The organism is Pseudomonas sp. NIBRBAC000502773 (assembly GCF_006517195.1).
Lineage (GTDB): Bacteria > Pseudomonadota > Gammaproteobacteria > Pseudomonadales > Pseudomonadaceae > Aquipseudomonas > Aquipseudomonas marginalis.
In genome coordinates this window covers 1398457-1421416 of the sequence record NZ_CP041189.1, presented here as the reverse complement: position 1 = coordinate 1421416, position 22960 = coordinate 1398457, and the positions used below count along the sequence as shown (strand labels likewise).

Here is a 22960-nt window from a genome sequence, read left to right as displayed (position 1 = left end):
GTGGCAGGCGGGCTTTTTGTGGTGAGCGGGCTTGCCCCGCGCTGGGCTGCGAAGCAGCCCCACTCAAGAAGCACTCGGTGTATCAGGCATAACTCAGCGGCTGGTTTTGGGGCTGCTTCGCAGCCCAGCGCGGGGCAAGCCCGCTCACCACAAAAAGCGCATCACAAAAAGCTCACCACAAACCACAACAAGCTCATCACATTCGCCATGACCTTACGCGTTCTTGTCCTTCTCCAACCCCCCCGCAGCCCCCGTCACCACCTGCACACTCAAGCGCGGCGTGGCCAGGTCCAGACCGGCTTCATCCAGATGCCGCTTCAGCGACAGGTTGAACGCCCGCGACACTTCCCACTGCTTGATCGGCGCCGTCTTGAACCGCGCGCGCAGGATCGCACTGCCTGACTCGAAGCTTTCCACCCCCTGGATCTCCAGCGGCGACCAGATATTGCGGCGTTGCAGCGGATCGTTGCGCATTTTCTGGCCGACATCGCGCATCAGCTTGATCGCATCGTCGATTTCCATGTTGTAGGGGATCGCCACTCGGAAGATCGCGTAGCCGAACTCCCGCGAGTAGTTCTTGATGCTCTTGATCTCGCTGAACGGGATGGTGTGCACGATGCCGTCAATGTCGCGCAGGCGCACGGTACGGATGGTCAGGCCTTCGACGGTGCCGAGGTGGCCGCCGACGTCCACGTAGTCATCGATGGCCAGGGAGTCTTCGATGATGATGAACAGGCCGGTGATCAAGTCGGCCACCAGTGACTGCGCACCAAAACCGATGGCCAGGCCGATCACACCGGCACCGGCCAGCAGTGGCGTGACGTTCATGCCCATGTTTGCCAGGGCGACGATGGCGGCGATGATGAAGATGGTCACGAACAGCACGTTGCGGATCAGCGGCATCATGGTCTGCGCGCGGGCATTGGCCAGGCCTTTGCGCGAGCGGGTGAGGGCGTGATGGATGGCGGTGTCGCTGAGGATCCAGATCAACCAGGCAAATAGCAGCGTGCCGCCCAGGCCGAACAGCTTGACGCTGATTTCATGGCCGTCGCCTTCGGTAAAGCGAATCAGCGACAGGCCCCAGACCCGCAGCCCCAGTTCGATAAACACCAGCCACACCACCAGGTGGGCGAGGGTGTAGACGAAGCTTTTCAGGCGTTCGGAGTACAGCGCATGGCGCTTGTGCCCCCGTTGCGGCTTGAGCGCATGGCGCCGCACCAGGCCGTTGATCACCATGCACAACACCAGCAACACCGTGCACAACAGCGACTGGCGCAGGGCGGTGCTGGTGTCGCCGGCGGAGACGAATGTGGCGAACAGCGAGATGCCCACCAACAACAAGGCGGGGATGTACCAGAAGGTGCCGACGATCTCGATGGTGTCGCTGAGGGCGCGGCGGGTCAGGCGGCGCGACAGCGGCTGGTTGCGGATCAGGTGGGCGATCGGCCGCCGGAAGCGCAGGATGAACACGCCGGTGGACAGCGCGGCCATCACATTGGCGACCGTGGCCGCCGTATGGGCCAGGTGCTGGCCGAGCGCAGCCACCAGCCGCGGGTCGCTCAAGGCTTCACCAAAGGCGGCAAAGCTGCCGATCCACCACAACGGGCGGAACGCCTGGTGGCGCAGGATATATAGCGCGCGGTGGCGGTGCGGGCCGTCGAGCAGGGAGAAGGCAATCACGCAGATCGCCGAGAAGCAGGTGCCGACCACCAGCGCATACGCCAGCACCATTGCCAGGGATTTGCCCAGGGACGAGGGCAGGGCGTAGCTCAGGTACACGGTGATCACCAGTGCGATCAGCCAGGGCCCCAGCTTGCGCAGGGCGAAGCGCAGCATGTCCCAGGTACGCGGGTGTTGCGGCAACTCCTCGGGCAGGCCGAAGCGCTCGCGTACCCGGTGGCTGAGCCAGATCAACGCGGCTGCCAGCAGGCTCCACACGGCAAGGATCACTGCAAAGCCGAAAATGATCGGCAGCCATTCGCTGGCTGGCAGCATCAGGGCGCTGAGTTCATCCTTGGCCAGGTCGATTTCATTCGACCAGCGCCCCAGCGGGCTGTCGGCACCGGAGAACTGCTGCTCCAGGCCCGACAGCGTACTGCCGATCAGCCCGAGCACGCCTTGCTCGGCGGCGGGCTGGGCCTTCTGGGTCGCGGCGCGCAGCTTCTTCAAGTCGTTCAGCAACTGGGTGCGTTGCTGGTCGTTTTCCAGGGTCTTGATCACCTCGTCCAGCGACTGCCCCAACGGCACTTCGGCCTGGGGTTGGGCCTTGGTGGTGCCGAGCAGCCCGGGCAGGCCCACCGCTTGGGCGGACGAGAGCGGCAGCAGCGTGAGCAGGGCGATCAGGAAACAGCAGGGCAGGGCAAACAGACGGGAAAGCACGAGGCGGTCAACCTTGGAAACGACGGGTTGAGCGAGTGTACGAGTGCAAGCGTCATTCGGCCAGTTTGGCGAGGATCTTGTACACCACGGTGCCCAGGATCAGCAGCATGCCGACCCACATGCCGAACACGCCGAGGGGCTTGTCGCGGAAGTTGAAGCCGACGGCGAGCATGATCATGCCGATCAGGATAGGGATGAGCATGGCGTGGAAAGAGGACATGGAGATCATGGGGCGACGGCCTTGTCGGAGTGGGAATACTGACAAGTCTAGGTCGGATTGCAGGAAATGCAGGTGATGCAGATCAGGTGGACGTAAACCAAATGTGGGGGGGCAAGTCGAATCGTTGCACCGCCCCTCCCACATGTTGACGGCATCCAGTCCTGGTCTTAGGGCAGGTCGTGGCTGGCGTAGAACGCGCCCAACACCTTCACCAGATGCGCCAGGTCATGGCTGCCGCACAGTTCACGAATGGAGTGCATGGCAAACGTCGGCAAACCGATATCCACCGTACGCACTCCCAGGTGGCTGGCGGTAATCGGGCCGATGGTCGAGCCGCAGCCCATGTCGCTGCGCACCACGAAGCTCTGCACCGGCACTTCCTGGGCCATGCACAGGTGACGGAAGAACCCGGCGGTTTCGCTGTTGGTGGCGTAGCGCTGGTTGCTGTTGACCTTGATCACCGGGCCGGCATTGAGCTTGGGGCCGTGGTTGGCGTCGTGCTTGTCGGCGTAGTTGGGGTGTACGCCGTGGGCATTGTCGGCCGACACCAGCAGGGATTTCTGAATGGTGCGTACGAATTCATCACCTTCAGGCAACAGGCGACGCAGGGTCTGTTCCAGCATCGGGCCGTCGGCACCGCAGGCCGAGCAGGAACCGACTTCCTCGTGGTCGTTGCACACCAGCACGCAGGTTTCGTCGCTCTCGCTGGTGAGCAAGGCTTGCAGGCCGGCGTAGCACGACAGCAGGTTATCGAGGCGTGCGCCGGCGATGAAGTCGCCGTTGAGGCCGATGACGGCGGCGCTCTGGGTGTCGTAGAAGCTCAACTCGTAGTCGAGTACCACATCGGCGTTCAGCCCATGCTCCCGTGCCAGCTGCTCGGTGAGCACGGCACGGAAGTCCACGCGTTCATCACCGGCAAATTGCGCGAGGATCGGCGGCAATTCGGTCTGGGCATTGATCGCCCAGCCCTGGTTGGCTTCACGGTTCAGGTGAATGGCCAGGTTGGGGATGATGGCGATGGGCAGCTTGAAGTCGATCAGCTGGCTTTCGACCTTGCCGTCGCGACGGAAGGTGACGCGGCCGGCCAGGGACAGGTCGCGGTCGAACCACGGCGCCAGCAGCGCGCCGCCGTAGACTTCCACGCCGAGTTGCCAGAAACCCTGGCGTTGCAGCTCAGGCTGGGGCTTGACCCGCAGGCACGGGCTGTCGGTATGGGCGCCGACCAGGCGAATCCCGCCTTGCAACGGCGAATGGCGGCCGAGCTTGAAGGCGATGATCGAGGAATCGTTGCGGGTCACGTAGTAGCGACCGTTGGCTTCGGTGGTCCAGGTCTCGCGCTCGTCGAGGCGCTGGAAACCGGCCGCTTCCAGGCGCTGGGCCAGGGCGGCGGTGGCATGAAAAGGAGTAGGGGAGGCCTTGAGGAAGTCGATCAGGCCTTGATTCAACGCTTCGCGCATAAATAGCTCCAGACAGCAATGCGCGGAGTTTACCGTTCGAGGGCGGGAAGTGCACAGAACAAATGTGGGAGGAGGCAAGTCGCACCGCCCCTCCCACATGCACTGTATTTACAGCTTTAGAAGGGCGCCGGGCACTCAAAGCGCAAGCGCTCACCGCTTTGCGGGTGAGTGAAGCTCAGCATGCTCGCGTGCAGGCACAGGCGCGGCCAGGCAGCCAGGGCCTGTTCATGGGCATACAGGCCGTCACCGAGCAACGGATGCCCGATGGACAGCATATGCACGCGTAACTGGTGCGAGCGTCCGGTAATCGGCGTCAGCTCGACCCGGCACCAGTCGCCACAGCGTTCCAGCACTTTCCAGAACGTCAGCGCGTGCTTGCCGAACTCGTGGTCCACCACATGGCGCGGTTTGGTCGGCGGGTCGTAGCGCAGGGGCAGGTCGATGCTGCCGCTGTCCAGTGCCGGTTGGCCCCAGGCCAGCGCGGTGTAGGCCTTTTCGGTTTCGCGGTCGTGAAACTGGCGGGACAGTTCGCGATGGGTATCGGCATCCCGGGCCAGCAGGATGATCCCCGAGGTTTCCCAGTCTAGGCGATGGACGATGCGGGCTTCGGGGTAGCCGTTTTCCTGCAGGCGGGTGATCAGGCAGTCCTTGTTGTCATCGGCGCGGCCGGGCACCGAGAGCAACAGGGTCGGCTTGTTCACCACCAGGACAGCGTCGTCCTGATGCAGGATATGAATAGTGGACAGCGGCATTAAACAGCCTCGCAACAAACGCCAACGGCGGCTCGACCACCCGGTTCCCGCGAAGGGATCAAGGTGACCGAGCCGCCGTGGCGGCCGCCTGTTCGATCAACGATCAGGCAGGGTGATATTGAGTTCCAGAATCGAGCAGCTGCCGTCATTTTCCAGGGCGACATGCACGTCATCGTTGCCGATATTGACGTACTTGCGGATCACCTCCACCAGTTCCTTCTGCAAGGCGGGCAGGTAATCCGGGGTGCTGCGTTGGCCGCGTTCGTGCGCCACGATGATCTGTAGACGCTCTTTCGCGACCGACGCGGTGCTTGGCTTTTTGTTGGCGCGAAAGAAGTCGAGAAATTTCATTGTTTAGTTGCCTCCAAAGATACGCTCGAAGAATCCCTTCTTCTTAACATCGAGGAAGCGATGTTCCACGGTCTTGCCCAGCAAGCGATCAACCGCATCGCTGTACGCCTGGCCGGCGTCGCTCTGGTCGTCGAGAATCACCGGGACGCCCTGGTTGGACGCCTTCAGCACCGCCTGGGATTCCGGGATCACACCCAGCAGGGTCACGGCGAGGATTTCCTTGACGTCTTCAACACCGAGCATTTCGCCGTTGCTGACGCGCTCAGGGTTGTAGCGGGTGAGCAGCAGGTGTTCCTTGATCGGGTCCTGGCCTTCCTCGGCGCGCTTGGACTTGCTGGCCAACAGGCCGAGCATGCGGTCCGAGTCACGTACCGAAGACACTTCCGGGTTGGTCACCACGATGGCTTCATCGGCGAAGTACATCGCCAGGTGAGCACCGGTTTCGATACCGGCCGGAGAGTCGCAGACCACGTACTCGAAGGTTTCCTTCAGTTCAGCGAGAACCTTGCCTACGCCTTCCTTGGTCAGCGCATCTTTGTCGCGGGTCTGGCTGGCGGCCAGTACGTACAGGTTCTCAAGGCGCTTGTCCTTGATCAGGGCCTGCTGCAGGTTGGCTTCGCCGTTCACCACGTTGACGAAGTCGTACACCACGCGGCGTTCGCAGCCCATGATCAGGTCGAGGTTACGCAAACCGACGTCGAAGTCGACGATGACTGTCTTGTGGCCGCGCAGAGCGAGGCCGGTACCGATAGCGGCGCTGGTGGTGGTCTTACCCACACCACCCTTGCCGGATGTAACCACGAGAATCTTGGCCAAGGTGTTTCACCCCTAAGGAAAAAGGACTTTTCAGCCCCTGAAAAACATCTCTTGGAACTCGCCGCAGGCGGACAGCCTTTGTAGGAAAAAAGACGGGTTTTCGCAGGAAAAACGCCAACCTTCAAATGTTCCTACGCAAGTAATGCCAGTTTCGCTGTGCTATCAGAGTCTAGAGATGCTTGGAAAATGCGGCAGTATCCGTTAAAGACGGATGATGTTCAACACATCGCCCGACAGGCTGACCTGCACCGCGGCTCCCCACAGCGGATCGCGGCGCAAATCTTCCGAAACCTTGTACTGGCCCGCGATGGACACCAGCTCAGCGGTCAATTGCTGGCAAAAAATGCGCGCCTTGGTATCCCCCTTGATGCCGGCGAGGGCACGTCCGCGCATCGGGCCGTATACATGGATATTGCCATCGGCGAGAAGTTCCGCGCCGGGACTGACCGAAGAGATCACCACCAGGTCGCCGCCCTGGGCGTAAATCTGCTGTCCGCCGCGTACGGGCGTGGTGATTATCTTTGTAGGCTTGATCGTAGGTTCCGCTGGTTTTTCCGGTTTTTTCTGCACTTCGCCGACCAAAGGTTCCAGTGGACGCTCACGCGCGCCGGAGGGTGGCAGTACTGGCAGTTCAATGGCGATGGCGGCGGCAATGTCTTCGATGCGGCTGGCACGAATCGCCAGGGTTCGCAGGCCGTGGGAGCGGCACACGCGCATCAGGCCGGGCAGGTCGATGCTGCCCTGGCCGGCCGGCAGTTTGTCCAGGGCCAGTACCAGCGGGGCGTTGTTGAAGAAGTTCGGCGCCAGGGCGACCTTGGCGGCGAGCTGGCGGTCCAGGGCGTCGAGGTCGTTGCGGGCCAGTTCCAGCACGGTGATGGCGAGCATGCTGCCTTTCAGCTGGAACACGGGATCTTGGTCTAGCGGTTCGGTTTGGCTCATGGTCGGCAAAAAGCGGCTTGTCACGAAAAGTGTCGAGACTTATAACGAGAACACTCACTGGCCGCAAGCCGAGTCGAACCGTTGTAGAATGCGCGGCCCTGTCTTTCCCGGAATCTGTAATGGATCGCCCGCGTTTTCGAGCTGTATTTTTTCACCCGCGCTTTTGGCTGTTATGGCTGGGACTCGGCCTGCTGTGGCTGGTGACCCAACTGCCGTACCGTGCGCTGCTGACCATTGGTCGCCTGCTGGGTGCAGGCATGTACCGTGTGGCCGGCGAACGTCGCCGCATCGCCGCCCGCAACCTGGAACTGTGCTTCCCGGAAAAAACCGCCGCAGAGCGCAAGAAGCTGCTCAAGGAAAACTTCGCCTCCACCGGCATCGCCTTCTTCGAAATGGCCATGAGCTGGTGGTGGTCGCGCCAGCGCCTGGCGCGCCTGGCCCATGTCGAAGGCCTGGAACACCTCAAGCAGGCCCAACTGGATGGCAAGGGCGTGATCCTCATGGCCCTGCACTTCACCACCCTGGAAATCGGCGCGGCCCTGCTGGGGCAGAAGCACACCATCGACGGCATGTACCGCGAGCACGGCAACCCGCTGTTCGACTATATCCAGCGCCGTGGCCGCGAGCGGCATAACCTCGACTCCCTGGCGGTCGAGCGCGAAGACGTGCGCGGCATGCTCAAGCTGCTGCGTGCCGGCCGCGCCATCTGGTACGCACCCGACCAGGACTACGGCGCCAAGCAAAGTATCTTCGTGCCGCTGTTCGGCATTCAGGCCGCCACCGTGCCTGCCACCAGCAAGTTCGCCAAGCTGGGCAAGGCGCTGGTGGTGCCGTTCACCCAGCAGCGCCTGGCGGACGGCAGCGGTTATCGCCTGGTGATCCACCCGCCGTTGACCGACTTCCCCGGCGAAAGCGATGAAGTCGACTGCCTGCGCATCAACCAGTGGGTCGAAGCCTCGGTGCGTGAATGTCCCGAGCAATACCTGTGGACCCACCGCCGCTTCAAGAGCCGGCCACCGGGCGAACCCAAGCTGTACGAAAAACGCCGTCGCTAAGACCGACTTTCCCCCCACATGGAGTGATGCAATGCGCCCAGCTGAACCGGTTACAGGCTTGATTCTTTCCGGCGGCGGGGCGCGAGCGGCGTATCAGGTGGGGGTATTGGCGGCGATTGCCGAGCTGTTGCCGCCGGGGGCTCCCAACCCTTTTCCGGTGATCGTCGGCACGTCGGCCGGTGCGATCAATGCGGTGAGCCTGGCCAGCGGTGCGATGGATTTCACGGCGGCGATCCAGCGCCTGACCGCGTTCTGGCAGGGGTTTCGCAGTCATCTGGTATTGCGCAGCGATTGGCCGGGGGTGGTGCGCCAGGCGAGTCGCTTCTTTACCCACAGCTTGCTGGGGCTGGGCCGGCAGTTGCCGGTGGCGCTGCTCAACAGCTCGCCGCTGCGGGACTTGTTGCAGGACAAACTGCATTTGGCAGGTATCGACGAGGCCATCCGCCAACAGCACCTGCATGCGGTCGCCGTCACGGCCTTCGGCTATGAATCCGGGCAGGCGGTGACTTTCTATCAGGGCGGCGGCACCATCGACGCCTGGTTGCGCCATCGGCGTATCGGAGTGCCGACGCAACTGACCGTTGAACACCTGCTGGCCAGTTCGGCGATCCCCTTGCTGTTTGCCCCGGTGAAGCTCGACCAGGAATACTTCGGCGACGGCGCGGTGCGCCAGTCGGCGCCCATCAGCCCGGCGCTGCACCTGGGGGCGACCCGGGTGCTGGTGGTGGGTGTCAGCGGTAACCCGCGGGGCAATGAACCGATGGCGCAACGCACCTATACCGGCCAGGAGCCGACGTTGGCCCAGATCGGTGGGCATATGCTCAACAGCACGTTCATTGACAGCCTGGAAAGCGATATCGAACTGCTGGAGCGTCTGAACCAGTTCAGCCATCACCAGCCAGCCGACAGTGCTGCCCGTGGCCTGGCGCCGGTGGAAGTGCTGGTGATTGCGCCAAGCCAGCCGATCGACGAAATCGCCGCAAGGCATCGGCAGGAATTGCCGGCGGCATTGCGTCTGTTCCTGCGTGGGCCGGGGGCGACCAAGACGAGCGGGGCAGGGGTGCTGAGTTACTTGCTGTTCGAGGCGGGGTATTGCAGCGAGTTGATTGAGTTGGGCAGGAAGGATGCGCTGGCCAAGCGTGAAGAGATCATGCGGTTCCTGGGCCTGCCGCCTATCTGAATGTGGGAGGGAGCAAGTCCCTCCCACATGTGTCTTGCAGTGGCTTTTAGAAGTGATACTTGACCAGGAAGCTCGCCGTGTCCTGGGTCGTCTTGAACGCGCCGGAATCCTCGATCCCGTACTTGTTCTTCCAGTAGTCGTATTCAAAGCCCACGTACAACTGCTTGTCGCCCCAATGCAGCGCCTTGCCCAAGTCGTATTTGACCTGCGGGTTGAAGTGCAGGTTGGCGTGGTAAGTGCCACGGGCGTTCTTGTCGTTGTCCACCACCCAATCCATGAAGCCGTCGATCAGGATATTCGAGTTGCCCACCGGCAGGGTGTACGACCATACCGGGGTGATCTGCCATACACCGTCGCCTGGGCGATTGCCTTCGGTCTGGCGCTGGTAGAAGTTCAGCTGGAAGTAGTCGAAGCCCGGAATGTTCAGGTCGAAGCCAGGACCGAGCAGGTACGACTCGTTGTCGCCTTCGCCGAACTCATACGTGAAGGCCAGCAACACATCCTTGATCGGTCCGAAGGACAGGTCCTTGTCGAGAATCTTGCCGAACGACAACCGTGGGCTGAACTCGCCGTAATACGTATTCGGGCCGACATTGCCGTCTTCCTTGCCGTTGTAAAAGATGCGGTCGAGGAAGAAGAAGTTGTCGCCGTACTTCCAGGCGTCGGCATGTTCGAACGTGACGGTTTGCTGGATCTGTGGGTTGACGGTAAAGCTCTTGCCCCACAGATACGTCAGGCTGTTGTTCTGCCACTGCAACAAGTCACCGGCCACGGCCTGGCCGCCGGCCAGCAGGGATCCCGCCAGCATCAGGCCTTTGAACATAGGTTTCATTCGGTTGCTCCCGAGTTAAAGTTTTATGGTTTTTCTTCTACACAAGCGCTCTGGTGCGGCGCCTTTAGTGGTTACAAAAGTGGTCTGAATGGTCAGCTTTATTGCTACAGCAAGACCCGCGCCAAGGCGGTAAACAACCGTCGATTCAAGCGGGCGCGGAGAATACTGGCTCCCACGTCAGGGCTCAAGTGCGCCGTTACAGCGCGCACAGGGCGACAATGGGGCATGTGTCAGGTGTGGGCGGGGTCGACTACGGGGCGTTCGGCCCCGCCGAGAATGTTGAACAGGATATTCAGCGACAGTGCGCTGAGGGTCGCCATGGCGATGCCGCTGTGGGTGATCGGGCTCATCCACACGGGCAACTGTGCGAAGAACTCCGGGCGCACCACGGGGATCAGGCCCATACCGATGCTCACCGCCACCAGCAACTGGTTGCGACGGTCGGCGATATCGGCCTCCTGGAGGATCTTGATGCCGGTGGCCGCCACCATGCCGAACATGGCGATCGCCGCCCCACCGAGCACTGCCGGGGGAATCGACGCCACCAGGTACGCGGCCTTGGGCAACAGGCTGAGCACAATCAGGAAGGCACCGGCCATCATCGTCACCGAGCGGCAGCGCACGCCGGTCATCTGCACCAGGCCGATGTTCTGCGCGAAGGAGGAATGGGTGAAGGTGTTGAAGAAACCGGCGAAGAACGACGCACCGGCATCACACAGCAAGCCACGGCGCAGCATTTTCGGCGTGACGTCCTGGCCGGTGATCTTGCCCAGCGCCAGGAACATTCCGGTGGATTCGACGAAGATGATCACCACCACCAGGCACATCGACAGGATCGGCGCCAGCTCGAACCTGGGCATGCCGAAGTGCAGCGGTGTCACCACTTGCACCCACGGCGCCTGGGCCAGGCCGCTGAGGTCAACCATGCCGATGGCCCCGCACAGGGCGTAACCCAGGCCCATTCCGATCAGCACCGAGATATTCACCCAGAAGCCGCGCATGAAGCGGTTGATCAGCAGGATGGTCGCCAGTACCAGGGCGGCAATCGCCAGGTAAATCGGTGAGCCGAAGGTGGCCGCTGCGCTGCCGCCACCGGCCCAGTTCACGGCCACGGGGAACAGCGACAGGCCGATGGCCGTGATCACGGTGCCGGTTACCAGCGGCGGAAAAAAGCGTACGACCTTGGACATGAACGGTGCGATCAGCATGCCGAAGAACCCGGCGGCGATGGTGGCGCCGAAGATGCCCTGCAAGCCGATACCGGGCATGCCGGCCATGGCGACCATGCTGCCCACAGCGGCGAAACTGGCGCCCATCATCACCGGCATACGGATGCCCACCGGGCCGATGCCGAATGACTGCACCAGGGTGGCAATGCCGGCTACCAGCAGGTCGGCGTTGATCAGAAAGGCGATTTCTTCACGGCTCAGGCCGGCGGCCTGGCCAATGATCAGGGGGACGGCGACGGCGCCGCCGTACATCAGCAAGACGTGTTGCAGGCCTACCAGAATCAGTTGCAAGAGGGGCAGCCGCACCATGGCGGGTGCGGCAGGAATCTGCGGTTCGACTAACTCGGTCATGCAACACCTCGGATCTTTTTTATTTTTGTGTTGTGTGAAACGCAATCTTCAAAACACTGCAGGTCCAAATGTGGGAGGGGGCAAGCCCCTCCCACATTGGAACTATGTGAATCTGTCAGTTGGTACGCGCCCCCTGATTGATCCAGGTGCCAATCAAATCCCGCTCCTGCTGGGTCATCTGGGTGATGTTGCCCAACGGCATGATCTGGCTCGCCACGGCCTGCGCCTGGATGCGCGCCGCCTGTTGCTGGATCTGCGCCGGGGTATCGAACATCACCCCGGCCGGTGCGGTGCTGAACAGCGGGCTGGTGGGCTTGGCCGAATGGCACACGGCGCAACGCTCCTGGATCACCCCGTGGACCTTGTCGAAATCAATCGTCGCCTGGGCAGGCGCAGGTGCGGCGGCCGGAGCTGCCGGCGCGGCGGGTTTCAAGCCACCGCCCAATGCGGTTTCCGGCAACGGTTGGTACTCGATGGCCGCCGGTGCCTTGGCAATCGGTTCGGCCGGCTTGGGCCCGGTCACATACGCCAGGCAAATCATGGCCAACGCACCCACGGGCAAGGTCCACGCATACTTCTGGCTGTTATGCCGCGTGTTGAAGTAGTGCCGCACCAACACCGCCGCCACCGCGATCCCGGCGAGGATCAACCAGTTGTATTGGCTGCCGTAGGTGCTCGGGAAGTGGTTGCTGATCATGATGAACAGCACCGGCAGGGTGAAGTAGTTGTTGTGCCGTGAGCGCAGCAGACCCTTGGCCGGCAGGGCAGGATCGGGCGTGCGGTGCTCGGCGATCGCCGCCACCAACGCGCGCTGCGCCGGCATGATGATGCGGAACACGTTACCGACCATGATGGTGCCGATCACCGCGCCCACGTGCAGGTACGCACCACGGCCGCTGAACACTTTGCTGAAGCCGTACGCGGCGGCAATCAACAGCACGAACAGGATCAAGCCGAGCAGGGCAGGGCGTTTGCCCAGGGCCGAGTCGCAGAGGAAGGAGTAGATGAACCAGCCGGCGAACAGTGAGCCGATGCCCAGCAAGACGCCTTCGCCGCCACTGAGGCTGCTGCCGGGGGCGAGCAGGTACAGCGTCGGGTTGAGGTAGAACACCACGCACAGCAGCGCGACGCCCGACATCCAGGTGAAATAGGCTTCCCATTTGAACCAGTGCAGGTTGTCCGGCATGGTTGGCGGGGCCAGTTTGTATTTTTCCAGGTGGTAGATACCGCCACCGTGGATCGCCCACAAGTCACCGGACAGGCCGTCCTTGGGGTTGACGCGGTTGAGGTTGTTTTCCAGCCAGACGAAGTAGAACGAAGCGCCGATCCAGGCGACGCCAGTGATCATGTGAACCCAGCGCACGCTGAGGTTCAGCCATTCCAACAGATGTGCTTCCACAGTCTTTACCTCTCGCCTGTCACCCTTGTTGTCGGGTGATCCGGCCTTCTCTTATTGGTGGGGGGCGAGGATCAACCGCTCATCCTCTTTGAAAAAATGCTCATCGCAGTTATTGCCTGTGCCACTGCGATCAACCACCAGGAAGTCATCCCGCTTTTCGATCGTCAGCACCGGGTGGTGCCAGACGCCGCGATGGTAATTGATGCCCTGCCTGCCGTTGGTGACGAAGGCGCGGACCAAGCCTGATACAGGTGCATCGCCAAGTGGCGCGACCACGATCAGAAAGGGGTTGCCGAGCAGCGGAATGAAGGCCTGGCTGCCCAGCGGGTGTCTCTCCAGCATGCACACGGTCAGCGGCATATCCAGCGCGTCGGCGCGGAAGATGCTGATGATCGCGTTGTCTTCAGGCTGTGCGGTTTCTACCGTTGCCAGCTTGTGAAAGCGCATGGTCGACCCGTTGTTGATCATGAAGTGATCGCTGCCGTCGGTTTCGATAACGTCTCCGAAAGGGGCGAAGGCTTCTTTGGTCAGGGGTTCGATCATCAGTGTGCGCATGGCTGTCTCTTATCCGAATTCTGTGTTGTTAAAACTATTTTGTGTGTGGCAATGAGCTTATGTGGTGAGCGGGCTTGCCCGCGCTGGGCTGCGAAGCGGCCCCAACAAGATCACTGCGTTTCTTCTGTGAAAACGCGGTGTCTGCTTCCAGGGTCGCTTCGCGCCCCAACGCGGGCGGTGCGACGATTCGACAAGCCCACTCACCACAACAAGCTCTTTTGCCACAGGATTCAGCGTTTACCTGGAGACTTTACCCAGCACGCGCAGGCGACTCACACCGCCATCCGGGAACACGTTCAGGCGGATATGGGTGATCGGCCCCAGCGCCTTGATCTGCTCGGCGAAGGTGTGTTCGGCGTGCATTTCCAGTTTCTGTGCCGGCAGCAGTTCGCGCCAGAACAGCGACTGGGTTTCGATCTGGCTGTCGGTGCCGCCCTTCACGAAGGCGCCCTGGATCGAGCAGGTGTCCGGGTAGTTGCCCTTGAAGTGCAGGGTGTCGACGATGATCTTCTCGATTTCGCCGGGATGCCCCAGGGCTACGATCACCCAGTCATTGCCGGGTGTGCGACGACGGGCAGTTTCCCAGCCATCGCCCATGTTGATGCCACGGCCCGGGTTGAGGATGTTGCTCATGCGGCCGAAGTGCTCGTCGGAACACGCCAGTGCGCGACCACCGTTTAATGCAGCAGCCAGGTCGATCTGTTCGTTGTCGCCCACTGCCGACCAGTCGCGGAACGGCACGCCGTACACACGCAGACGGGCCACGCCGCCATCCGGGTAGATGTTGAAACGCAGGTGGCTGAACGCCTGGTCGTTGCTGATCTCGTGGTAGTGGTGGCTGTTGCCTTGCAGCTCGACGGCCGACAGGACTTCTACCCACTGGGTGTTGTCGTCAGGCTCGCCCGAGGCCAGGAAGCAGGCTTCCAGGGAGGCCGACGGCGGATAGTTGCCGGTGAAGAATGAAGTGTCGATGTCCACGCCCTTGATCGAGCCCGGTACGCCCAGGCGGATCACTGCGCTGTCGTAGCCTTCGAAGCGCTTGCGGCGTGACTCCCAGCCGTCCATCCACTTGCCGTTGTCATCGAAAACGCCCTCCTTCCACACGGCCGGGGTCGGCTGGAACAGGCGGTTGGCGTCGGCGAACCAGTCATCTGTCACGGAGATGATCTTGGTACCCAGGCGGGCGTCGGCCAGGTTGACGAACTTTTCGAAAGGTACGGCGTAAGCTTTCATTCTTCTTGTCTGCCTTAAATAGAGTGGCTGGGGATGGTCGTTTAGAGGGTCAGTAAACGGAACAACGCGATCTTGTTGATCTCGGCCAGTGCGCATTTGAACTCAGCGTCTACCGAGTTGTGAATGCGGGTTTCGAACGCGGCCAGGATCTGATGCCGGTTGCTGCCTTTTACCGCCATGATGAAGGGAAACTTGAACTTGGCCTTGTAGGCATCGTTCAGCTCGGTGAAGCGTGAGAACTCTTCGGCCGTGCAGTGGTGAATCCCCGCGCCAGCTTGCTCATCGGTGCTGGCTTGGGTGAGTTGGCCCTGGACGGCCGCTTTGCCGGCCAGGTCCGGGTGAGCGTTGATCAACGCCAGTTGACTGGCGTGATCGGCGCTCAACAGGATGTCGCTCATGCGCTGGTGCAGGGTTTCGATCTGGTCGATCGAGGCGTCCTGGCCCAGGTCGAAGGCCTTTTCGGCCACCCATGGCGAATGTTCGTAGATGTCGGCGAAGGCCTGGACGAAGGCGTCGCGGCTCAAGGTCGAGGGTTTCAAGGTCTGGAAAGCAGTCATTTGGCCGCTCCCTGAAAAGGGTGTACGTCATGCCAGTGGCGGGCGATGTCGACGCGGCGGGTGAACCACACCTGGTCATGGCCCTTGGCGTATTCGATAAAGCGCTTCAACGAGGCCAGGCGCGCCGGGCGGCCGATCAGGCGGCAGTGCAGGCCGATGGACAGCATCTTCGGTGCCTCGGCGCCTTCGGCATACAGCACATCGAATGCGTCTTTCAGGTACTCGAAAAAGTCATCGCCCTTGTTGAAACCCTGCACCTGGGTGAAGCGCATATCGTTGGTGTCCAGGGTGTAGGGGATCACCAGGTGCGGCTTGCCGTTGGGAGTGTTGGGTTCCCAGTAGGGCAGGTCGTCGTCGTAGGTGTCGCAGTCGTAGAGGAAGCCGCCTTCCTCCATCACCAGCCGCCGCGTGTTGGGGCCGGTGCGCCCGGTGTACCAGCCCAACGGGCGTTCGCCGGTGAGTTCGGTGAGGATGCGGATGGCTTCGAGCATATGCTCGCGCTCCTGGGCCTCGTCCATGTATTGGTAGTCGATCCAGCGGTAGCCGTGGCTGCAGATCTCGTGGCCGGCGTCGACCATGGCGCGGATCACATCCGGGTGACGCTGGGCAGCCATGGCCACGGCGAAGATGGTCAAAGGAATGTCGAATTCCTTGAACAACTTGAGGATGCGCCACACGCCGGCCCGGCTGCCGTATTCGTACAGCGACTCCATGCTCATGTTGCGCTCGCCCTGCAGCGGCTGGGCCGAGACCATTTCCGAAAGGAAGGCTTCGGACTCTTTGTCACCGTGCAGAATGTTGCGCTCGCCGCCTTCTTCGTAGTTGAGTACGAACGACAAGGCGATGCGTGCCTTGCCCGGCCAGTGGGGGTGAGGAGGGTTACTGCCGTAACCGATCAGGTCGCGTGGGTAGTCAGCGCTCACTGCAGTCTTCCTTCTTGTTCGTGGTAGCAAGTGTGTGGCGGCCAGCGGAAAGACTGGGTGGCGTCACAGCGATGGGCTGATTGTATACAACTTAATGGTCACTTTGTAAGCCTGTATTTCCGCATTTTTTCCGTGGAGTTGCCGCCGTTCAGCACTGCAAGAAACTTGCCCGATTGGTCAGTAAACGGACAAAAGGTCTTTTAAAAGCAAGGCTTGCTGGGAATTCCCGCCGAGGATCGAGGCATCGGAGCATGTACGAAACTTTGTAATTTTTATTGTGTACAATTTTTATTAAAAGTGTCTTAATCGGCCCATCAGCGGCTTTTTGATGCCCCGTAAAGGTGCAGCCTATTTCACTTCATGCAAGGGAGCCCGCCCCATGGGACGACTGACGACACACGTACTCGACGCAGCCCACGGCTGCCCCGGCAGCGCCATCCAGGTTGAGCTGTACCGCGTCGACGGCGCGCAGCTGGAACTGGTCGCCACTGCGCTGACCAACAGCGATGGCCGCTGCGACGCGCCGTTACTGCAAGGTGATGACTACCGCAGCGGTGTCTACCAATTGCAATTCAGCGCCGGCGATTACTACCGCGCCCGCGGTGTGCAATTACCGGAGCCGGCCTTCCTGGATGTGGTGGTATTGCGCTTCGGCATCAGCGCCGAACAGGATCACTACCATGTGCCCCTGCTGATTTCGCCCTACAGCTACTCCACCTATCGCGGTAGCTGAGTCGTCACCTGGTTACACCCCCAAGCTCTTCGTTGGTTTTTCGCCCGCCCACACTGCGGGCTTTTTTTTGTGCGCGGCACCCGTCAATTATCTAGCGCCCCCTGGGCGTTTGCGCTGCATAGGCTAGGGTTTTCCTCGACGAAGATACCGCCGTGACTTCACCTACCGATCCCGATATGGCCGACGACGATGCGTTGCAGGCCATGCGTCGCCAACTGACCCGGTCCATCAACCGCAGCCCCCATCCCAGCCTGTTGATCAATTGGCTGGCCATTGCCGACCTGCGCTGCGCCCAGTCGGCCAAACACCAGTCCCGCCTGATCCTGCATGCGCCCAAGGTGCTGCGGGTGATTCGCGCCGAGCTGCGCAAGGCCTTTGACCTGGACCCGGACGGCCTGCTCTTCACCGAACCCAAGCCGCCGGCAGCCGCGCAGCAGGTCGACAGTCTGACCGATCGCGCGCTACGGCTGATGGTGCTGCCTGCGGTGCCGATCAACCTCAATCAGTTCACCGCTGTGAGCCTCAAGGCCGAGCCGGCACGCCAGCTGCCGTTTACGCCGCTGGAGGCGTTGCGCCGGGTGATTGCGCTCAACCTTTCGGCTCGGCTTGCCCAGGTGCACAGCGCCTATTGGCAGGCGCTGGTGCCGGGTTCCTGGCTGACGCGCCAGGAGTGCTGGGCGGCTTTGCACAAGCAGCAGTTCGCCGACCAGGCTTTTGTGGCGCGGCAGTTGGACGAGCTGTCGGAGGAGGCGATGGGCATGGTCCAGGCGCTGGTGGACGCTCCGACGGCCGAAGCGCGCCGACGCGCCGGTGAGCTGTGGGCCAGCGTCCAGGCCAGTGAGTTGATGTGGCCGGGCGTGGGGCCGCGGCTGATGCCGATCCCCGGCGCCCTGCATATTTATCGCGAGGGCGACCCGGCGGGCGGGCCGCACGTGATGTACCTGCCGGGCGCCCGCCGCAACTACTACGAATATCCGTCGTTCGCCCACTTGCAGTGTGGCCTGGTGGCATTGATCAATGGCGCCTCGTTCGACGACCTCTGGCAGTGCCTGCCGCTGCGGCGCCGGCATGAGGTATGCCGGCCCGAAGACGCGGCGGCGGCGCCCGGACGCGGTGTGGCATTGAGGGGCGATGCGCTGGCATACAGCGCGCAGGCGGTGCTGGAGGGGCAATGGGAAAACGAGTTGGCCTGTGGGATGTCGATCAACCTTGCGCAGGTGTTTTCCGCCACGCGCGAGCCGCTGGAGATGAATGCCGCGCGGTTGCTCGCCTATATCGAACGCGCGCGCCGACACTGGGTGGGCAAGGCGCGCCTGGGCAGCCTTCGCCGGACGTTGCAGGGCTGGGATCAGCATCGGCGGCGCAAGGACATCCTGTTCGCCAGCACCGCCGCGCACCTGCCCGTTAACACGGCGCTGCAACAGCTCAAACGGTATGAAAAAGGCCTGATGGGATTGCTCGACCCGCAGGACGTCAGGGCGGATACCCAGGCCTTTGACGATTTCGTCGTGTTGGAGCAGCGGCGCAAGGTGCACGCGGACACCCTGCACACGCTGCTGCACGGCGCGCAATTGCAACTGTTCGACCCCGCCTTCTGGAAGGCGCGCCCCGTCGGTCAAGCCAGGCGCCTGAACGCGCTCATCGACGGGTGGACTGCTGTGCTGCGCGCCGACATCCTCTTGCTGCATCGGCTCCAATTGATCCGCGCAGTCCATCGCGACCTGCTGGTGGATGTGCTGGATACGCCGCTGGCCAGCAAGCGCGCCGGCAGCGATACCCGCGTGCTGTCCGTGCTGGTGGGCAGCGCCGACGCCTTTGAGCCTCTGCACAGCGTATTTGCGGTGACCCGCAGCACGGCGCTCAACGATCCGCAACGACGGGTGCCGGTGGTGCTGTGCGCGTTGGGGCGCGAGGGTGGCGTGGCGACGTTTGCCAGCCTCGAAGCCTTGTCACTGGGCATCGAGGCCAGCCTCAACAGCCGTGACGGGTCTGTGCTGTGGCGCTACATCGAGCGGCCGCAGCGCAATGCCATACGTGAACAGGTGGCCAATCAAACCCTGGCGGTGCGCTATGAGGTCATCGAGGGTAATCCTGTCTTGCTTGCGCTCAAAAGGCTGATGAAGGGGTACCTGCGCCTGCAGCGCGGGTTTGATGGCAGCGCGAATATTTTCAGTGAAACCCGGGATGTCCAATTGACTCGCGCGCTGTTGGCCGTCGAGTTGGAGAAGCACCTCGACGCGCCGGTCAGCGATGCCCTCATTCAAGCACGGGCCCAGGTCGATCTGGTGCGCAAGGCGGCAGCAGCCAAACACAGATTGCCGGGCTGGCTGGCCGAGGCGACGGTGGCGCAACGCAACCGTTTCAAGTACCTGCAAAGCCGCTACCTGGGCAGCGTCCTGGCCTATGAAGAGCGCCTCGGGCAGCGTTTGCCGGATCTGCACAGCTTCGCCCGCCGCCTTTTGATCGCGCGCTTGCGTGAGGACGGCCTGCCGCCGCAGCTGGACATCGACACTCCGTTTATCGAAATGCCCGACCGGGTCGATGGCCGCTTCTGCGGTTGGGAAAGCAGCTGTACGGTCGGCGATCGCAAGGAAGTCCTGGCGCCCAGTGCTGAGCGTTCGCGCTTGAGCCTGCTGCAACTGGCACTGCACAACCTCGACCCGCAGATGATGTCCACCTGGTGGCGCTTCCGTTATGCCCAGTACCTGCAACCGGCCTGGCGGCAGCAACTGAGCCCGCGTTACCTGATCGGCATGGTGTCCTCGCTGGATATAGGCGGGCGCTACGAAGCCTTGATCAATCGTGCGTTTTATCCCCCCGATGCCGCTGCGCACCGGCTGAGCGACGCACGTGTCCAGGAGCTGCTCAGGCGGGCCTTGCAGGCGGGTATCGAGGCGGATCTCCATTCGGCGATTCAGCAGGGGCTGACTGCGAGTGCCCAACGTTTTTTCAACACGGCAATGGCTGCCCGTGTGCCCGCGGATTTGCTTGCACACGGCGATCAGTTGCAACTGCACGTGGTGCATCTGGTGGGCCATACCCTGCAGCACGATCGCTATATCGCCGGCATCCTGCTGATTCACGACCTTCTGTCGCAACGCTGCGTGGTCTACTGGCCCACTGCGCCGGATGTGCAGCACATCACTGAGTACGCCAGCCTGCAAGAGGCCCATGAGCACCTCAATCGTGTCGGGACGTTGCCCGATTACGTCAGCGCCCTGGCCCGGCATGTTGCGCCGGGCTGGGCGTTTGAAGCCATCGCCCATCACCCGGGCGCGGTGCACGAGCAAGCTGGTTTTTTTCAGCCGAGTAATCTGCTGCCGGGTGCGATCATGCTGCAGGGGCTCTGGCGCGCGGCTGATTTCGTTCGCTCATTCAAAATCAAGCACCTGGTGCCCGCGGCGCGTGTCGAGGAGATTGAACAGCAACTGCTTGAGCAAATCGCCAGCGACCCGCTGAACTGGCTGGCCTGGGTCCCGACGTCCCACGCCGATGCCCAGGCCCTGTTGTACCGGGCGCGGGTGCTTGAGTTGCACCGCCAGGCCCAGGCGTACAGTCATTCGGGCCAGGCGTTGCAGCGCTACCGCGAACAGCACCTGGAGGCGCAACGTGACACGCGTCGGCGGGCGTTGTTGTCGGTGGTGGTGCCGTTTTTCAGCCTGGGTAACCAGCTGTACGAGTTGCTGCTCACCTCGCGGCGTTATCACCGCTATGGTGAGGCGCGGGATGCGGTGGATGTGGCGTTTGGCACGGTGTTTTTGACGATAGACCTGTTACTGACGTTTTTCCCCGGCCCCAAGCTGAAGCCGGGAGCCGTGGCGAGCCCGGCAGTCCGTTCCATGGGCGCCGGCTTGAATCGTATCCACCGCGCGAGCGTCTCGACGTTGGGCCGGGTCGCCCCATTGGAGCCGTCGCCATCGAGGGTCGCGCGGCTCAAGCCCCTGGAGCGCTTCAAAGCCCAGGGTACGCCGCAGGAGGCCGTGGCGTTGAAGGGACCGGGCGAAAAGGGCATCTACGTCAAACATGGCGAGTACTTCATGGTGGACGACACGCACCACTACCCGGTTTACCGACGTGGCGACGAAGCGTATTTCCGCCTGAAGAACCGGCAGGCGCCGGGCGTCGATGAGTTGATCCTGACGGTCCATGAGCCCCGGGAGTGGCTGCTGGGGGCGGATGCACCCGTGGCCGGGCCGAGTTCGGCGACGCTCACCCCGTGGCCGGCAACTGCCCGAGCGCCAGGCTGGCGACCGCCCACGGCACCGATGGCCACCCACAACCGTATTCTTCAGTCCGCCGCGCCGGCGGACTACTGGTTCAGTTGGCGTACCCAGGTGCCTGAGGCCCAGGCGACGAGTCCGCCGGCTTCCGGGGTGTTTCATGTGCATCTGGAACCGCCCGGTTTTCCCTACGACGCTATCTACATCGGTTCCAGGTATGACACCGCGACGCAATCGGGCGTTGGTTATTACCGGTTGCTTCACCAGGGGGATCACGCGCCGTTAAGCACGCTCGGCTTTATTGCCAGGAACGAGCCGCTGGTTTCAAAGGCCCAGGTGGATATCGAGCGCTGGACCGGCAGCGCGCTGCAGGAGCAGCCGATTCCGGTGTCGCGCCTGCCATCGGGGGAGTGGCAATTGCACGCGCCGTTGTTCGACGGGCCGCTGGAGCCACAGGTGGGCAGGGCGTTTCCGGGGATTACGCGGCAAAGCCAGGCGTCTGCGATTGCCAGGGTGATTGAGTTGGCCGACTCCTCGCGCTCGGTCACAGCCAGCCATTTGCTCAACCTGCGGGCCACCCTGGACAACTGGTTGACCCCCAACCCTGTGAGGCTGGGCCAGACCGATGATTTGCTGAACCTGCTGCGGCCCACGCAAACGCGGGGCGCCAATCTGTTCATTGGCTATGAAGGTAAGGCGCCGGGTTTCACCCGCGTCGATTTCAGTTCGCCGGTGGCGCTCGCGCCGGCACTCAAAGCCGGTGGTGCGCAGGTCTCCGAAGCGCGCAAGACGCTGCAGCGGGAGGCCGTCAGGACCGTGCTGGAGCAGCAGGGCTTCAGCCTTCACGAATGGCGTGTGCGGCGCGGCAAGATCCTCGTGCCTGAACTGGTTGCCACCCATCCCCATTCGAACAACCTGTACTACGTGACCTATCAGTGGTTCGAGCGCGGTTCGGTGGCGTTGAACAAGCGGCTCACTGACCGGTGGCTCCAGGCCGCCATCCGTTCGCACCGGGATTCCGTCCTGGCCGCCACGGTCAGCGGGGCGATGGAGGAACAGCGCCTGGTTCGGATCGTCGCAGGCATCCAGTGGCCGGTGCTGGGGGACCTGGCACCCAGCGTTTACTTCGTCAAACTGAGCCCGCACGTGCCTTGAGCAGCGAGGCGACGCCGGCGCAGCCGAACAGCGCGGCACTGACGCGGTTGAACCAGTTTTGGCCGCTGCCGCTGCGCAGGTAGCGCGCAGCGCCATGGGCGCCGAGACCGTAGGCGAGTTTGCACAGCAGGTCGAGGAGCGTCCAGGTGGCGATCATGATCAGCAATTGCGGCAGGAACGGCTGCTGGCTGCTGAGGAACTGCGGCAGGAAGGCGGCGAAAAACAGGATGTCCTTGGGGTTGCTGGCCCCCAGCACAAAGGCGCGGCCGAACAGCGCGCGAAAACGCGGCACCGGCGCCGCCTCCGGGACGGTCGCGCCGTGGGACGGCTGGCGCGATTGCTGCCAGCTCTGCCAGGCGAGGTAGAACAAATAGAGCGCGCCGACGATCTTCAACGCGCTGAAGAGTTGTTCCGAAGCCAGCAGCAAGGCGCCCAGGCCCAGGGCCGACGCGCTCAACAGGCAGATCGAGGCAATCACCCCACCGAGAAATGCCGGGTACGAGCGGCGCAGGCCGTAGTTCAGGCTGTTGCTGATCATCAGCAACGACAGCGGCCCTGGGATCAGGATCACCACCAGCGCAGCGCCGCTGAACAGCAGCCAGGTTTCCAGACTCATTGCATGCT

At 62.4% G+C, this 22960-nt stretch carries 19 protein-coding genes; 4 read left to right on the top strand and 15 right to left on the bottom strand.

Translation table 11 applies throughout. From position 1 onward, the window contains the following. Window positions 1-213: 213 nt before the first annotated feature. The 7 genes from NIBR502773_RS06460 to minC all read right to left on the bottom strand — a co-directional run bounded on the left by NIBR502773_RS06460 (window position 214) and on the right by minC (window position 6914). Window positions 214-2379 carry a mechanosensitive ion channel family protein gene (locus tag NIBR502773_RS06460; RefSeq protein WP_141155676.1) on the bottom strand — a complete coding sequence of 722 codons (2166 nt, stop codon included), beginning with the start codon at window positions 2377-2379 and terminating at the stop codon, window positions 214-216. A 52-nt stretch (window positions 2380-2431) separates the two neighbouring features. Beyond that, window positions 2432-2599, bottom strand: coding sequence for a hypothetical protein (locus tag NIBR502773_RS30615; protein ID WP_162494268.1), 168 nt, complete (start codon window positions 2597-2599; stop codon window positions 2432-2434). Between the two features lie 167 nt (window positions 2600-2766). Then, a complete protein-coding gene (locus tag NIBR502773_RS06455) occupies window positions 2767-4056 on the bottom strand; it encodes a M18 family aminopeptidase (RefSeq protein WP_115486786.1) in 1290 nt (429 codons plus the stop codon). A 116-nt stretch (window positions 4057-4172) separates the two neighbouring features. Beyond that, complete coding sequence (locus tag NIBR502773_RS06450) at window positions 4173-4808, bottom strand: RluA family pseudouridine synthase (protein ID WP_065940525.1); 636 nt, start codon at window positions 4806-4808, stop codon at window positions 4173-4175. A 96-nt stretch (window positions 4809-4904) separates the two neighbouring features. Beyond that, window positions 4905-5159 (bottom strand): cell division topological specificity factor MinE, encoded by a 255-nt coding sequence (gene minE, locus NIBR502773_RS06445; RefSeq protein WP_003175252.1) that lies wholly within the window; start codon window positions 5157-5159, stop codon window positions 4905-4907. Window positions 5160-5162: 3 nt separating this feature from the next. Beyond that, window positions 5163-5975, bottom strand: coding sequence for a septum site-determining protein MinD (gene minD / locus NIBR502773_RS06440; protein WP_003175251.1), 813 nt, complete (start codon window positions 5973-5975; stop codon window positions 5163-5165). A 201-nt stretch (window positions 5976-6176) separates the two neighbouring features. Next, on the bottom strand, window positions 6177-6914 hold the full coding sequence (gene minC, locus NIBR502773_RS06435; protein ID WP_027603909.1) for a septum site-determining protein MinC: 738 nt from the start codon (window positions 6912-6914) through the stop codon (window positions 6177-6179). Between the two features lie 119 nt (window positions 6915-7033). Between minC and NIBR502773_RS06430 the strand changes: the two genes are divergently transcribed. After that, window positions 7034-7969 carry a lipid A biosynthesis lauroyl acyltransferase gene (locus NIBR502773_RS06430; protein ID WP_141155675.1) on the top strand — a complete coding sequence of 312 codons (936 nt, stop codon included), beginning with the start codon at window positions 7034-7036 and terminating at the stop codon, window positions 7967-7969. A gap of 31 nt (window positions 7970-8000) precedes the next feature. Beyond that, window positions 8001-9149 (top strand): patatin-like phospholipase family protein, encoded by a 1149-nt coding sequence (locus NIBR502773_RS06425; RefSeq protein WP_141155674.1) that lies wholly within the window; start codon window positions 8001-8003, stop codon window positions 9147-9149. Between the two features lie 46 nt (window positions 9150-9195). Here the strand turns inward: NIBR502773_RS06425 and NIBR502773_RS06420 are convergent, their stop codons facing one another. The 7 genes from NIBR502773_RS06420 to puuE form a co-directional block, all read right to left on the bottom strand. Then, complete coding sequence (locus NIBR502773_RS06420; RefSeq protein WP_065940522.1) at window positions 9196-9981, bottom strand: outer membrane protein OmpK; 786 nt, start codon at window positions 9979-9981, stop codon at window positions 9196-9198. A gap of 230 nt (window positions 9982-10211) precedes the next feature. Then, entirely contained in the window at window positions 10212-11561 is a 1350-nt protein-coding gene (locus NIBR502773_RS06415) for a nucleobase:cation symporter-2 family protein (protein WP_092355131.1), read from the bottom strand. A 115-nt stretch (window positions 11562-11676) separates the two neighbouring features. Continuing rightward, window positions 11677-12960 (bottom strand): urate hydroxylase PuuD, encoded by a 1284-nt coding sequence (locus NIBR502773_RS06410; protein ID WP_141155673.1) that lies wholly within the window; start codon window positions 12958-12960, stop codon window positions 11677-11679. Window positions 12961-13011: 51 nt separating this feature from the next. After that, window positions 13012-13515: an ureidoglycolate lyase gene (locus tag NIBR502773_RS06405; RefSeq protein WP_027603915.1), complete on the bottom strand. Its 504-nt coding sequence runs from the start codon at window positions 13513-13515 to the stop codon at window positions 13012-13014. A gap of 237 nt (window positions 13516-13752) precedes the next feature. Continuing rightward, a complete protein-coding gene (alc, locus tag NIBR502773_RS06400; RefSeq protein ID WP_115486790.1) occupies window positions 13753-14748 on the bottom strand; it encodes an allantoicase in 996 nt (331 codons plus the stop codon). A 41-nt stretch (window positions 14749-14789) separates the two neighbouring features. Further along, window positions 14790-15305: a 2-oxo-4-hydroxy-4-carboxy-5-ureidoimidazoline decarboxylase gene (uraD, locus tag NIBR502773_RS06395; RefSeq protein ID WP_115486791.1), complete on the bottom strand. Its 516-nt coding sequence runs from the start codon at window positions 15303-15305 to the stop codon at window positions 14790-14792. Further along, complete coding sequence (puuE, locus tag NIBR502773_RS06390; RefSeq protein ID WP_141155672.1) at window positions 15302-16228, bottom strand: allantoinase PuuE; 927 nt, start codon at window positions 16226-16228, stop codon at window positions 15302-15304. Before puuE ends, uraD begins: the two co-directional genes overlap by 4 nt. A gap of 379 nt (window positions 16229-16607) precedes the next feature. Between puuE and uraH the strand changes: the two genes are divergently transcribed. Continuing rightward, complete coding sequence (uraH, locus tag NIBR502773_RS06380) at window positions 16608-16961, top strand: hydroxyisourate hydrolase (RefSeq protein WP_065927242.1); 354 nt, start codon at window positions 16608-16610, stop codon at window positions 16959-16961. A 152-nt stretch (window positions 16962-17113) separates the two neighbouring features. After that, on the top strand, window positions 17114-22336 hold the full coding sequence (locus tag NIBR502773_RS06375) for a dermonecrotic toxin domain-containing protein (protein WP_141155671.1): 5223 nt from the start codon (window positions 17114-17116) through the stop codon (window positions 22334-22336). Here NIBR502773_RS06375 and NIBR502773_RS06370 read toward each other — a convergent pair. Further along, complete coding sequence (locus tag NIBR502773_RS06370) at window positions 22311-22952, bottom strand: LysE family translocator (RefSeq protein WP_141155670.1); 642 nt, start codon at window positions 22950-22952, stop codon at window positions 22311-22313. The genes NIBR502773_RS06375 and NIBR502773_RS06370 overlap by 26 nt on opposite strands. Window positions 22953-22960: the final 8 nt, after the last annotated feature.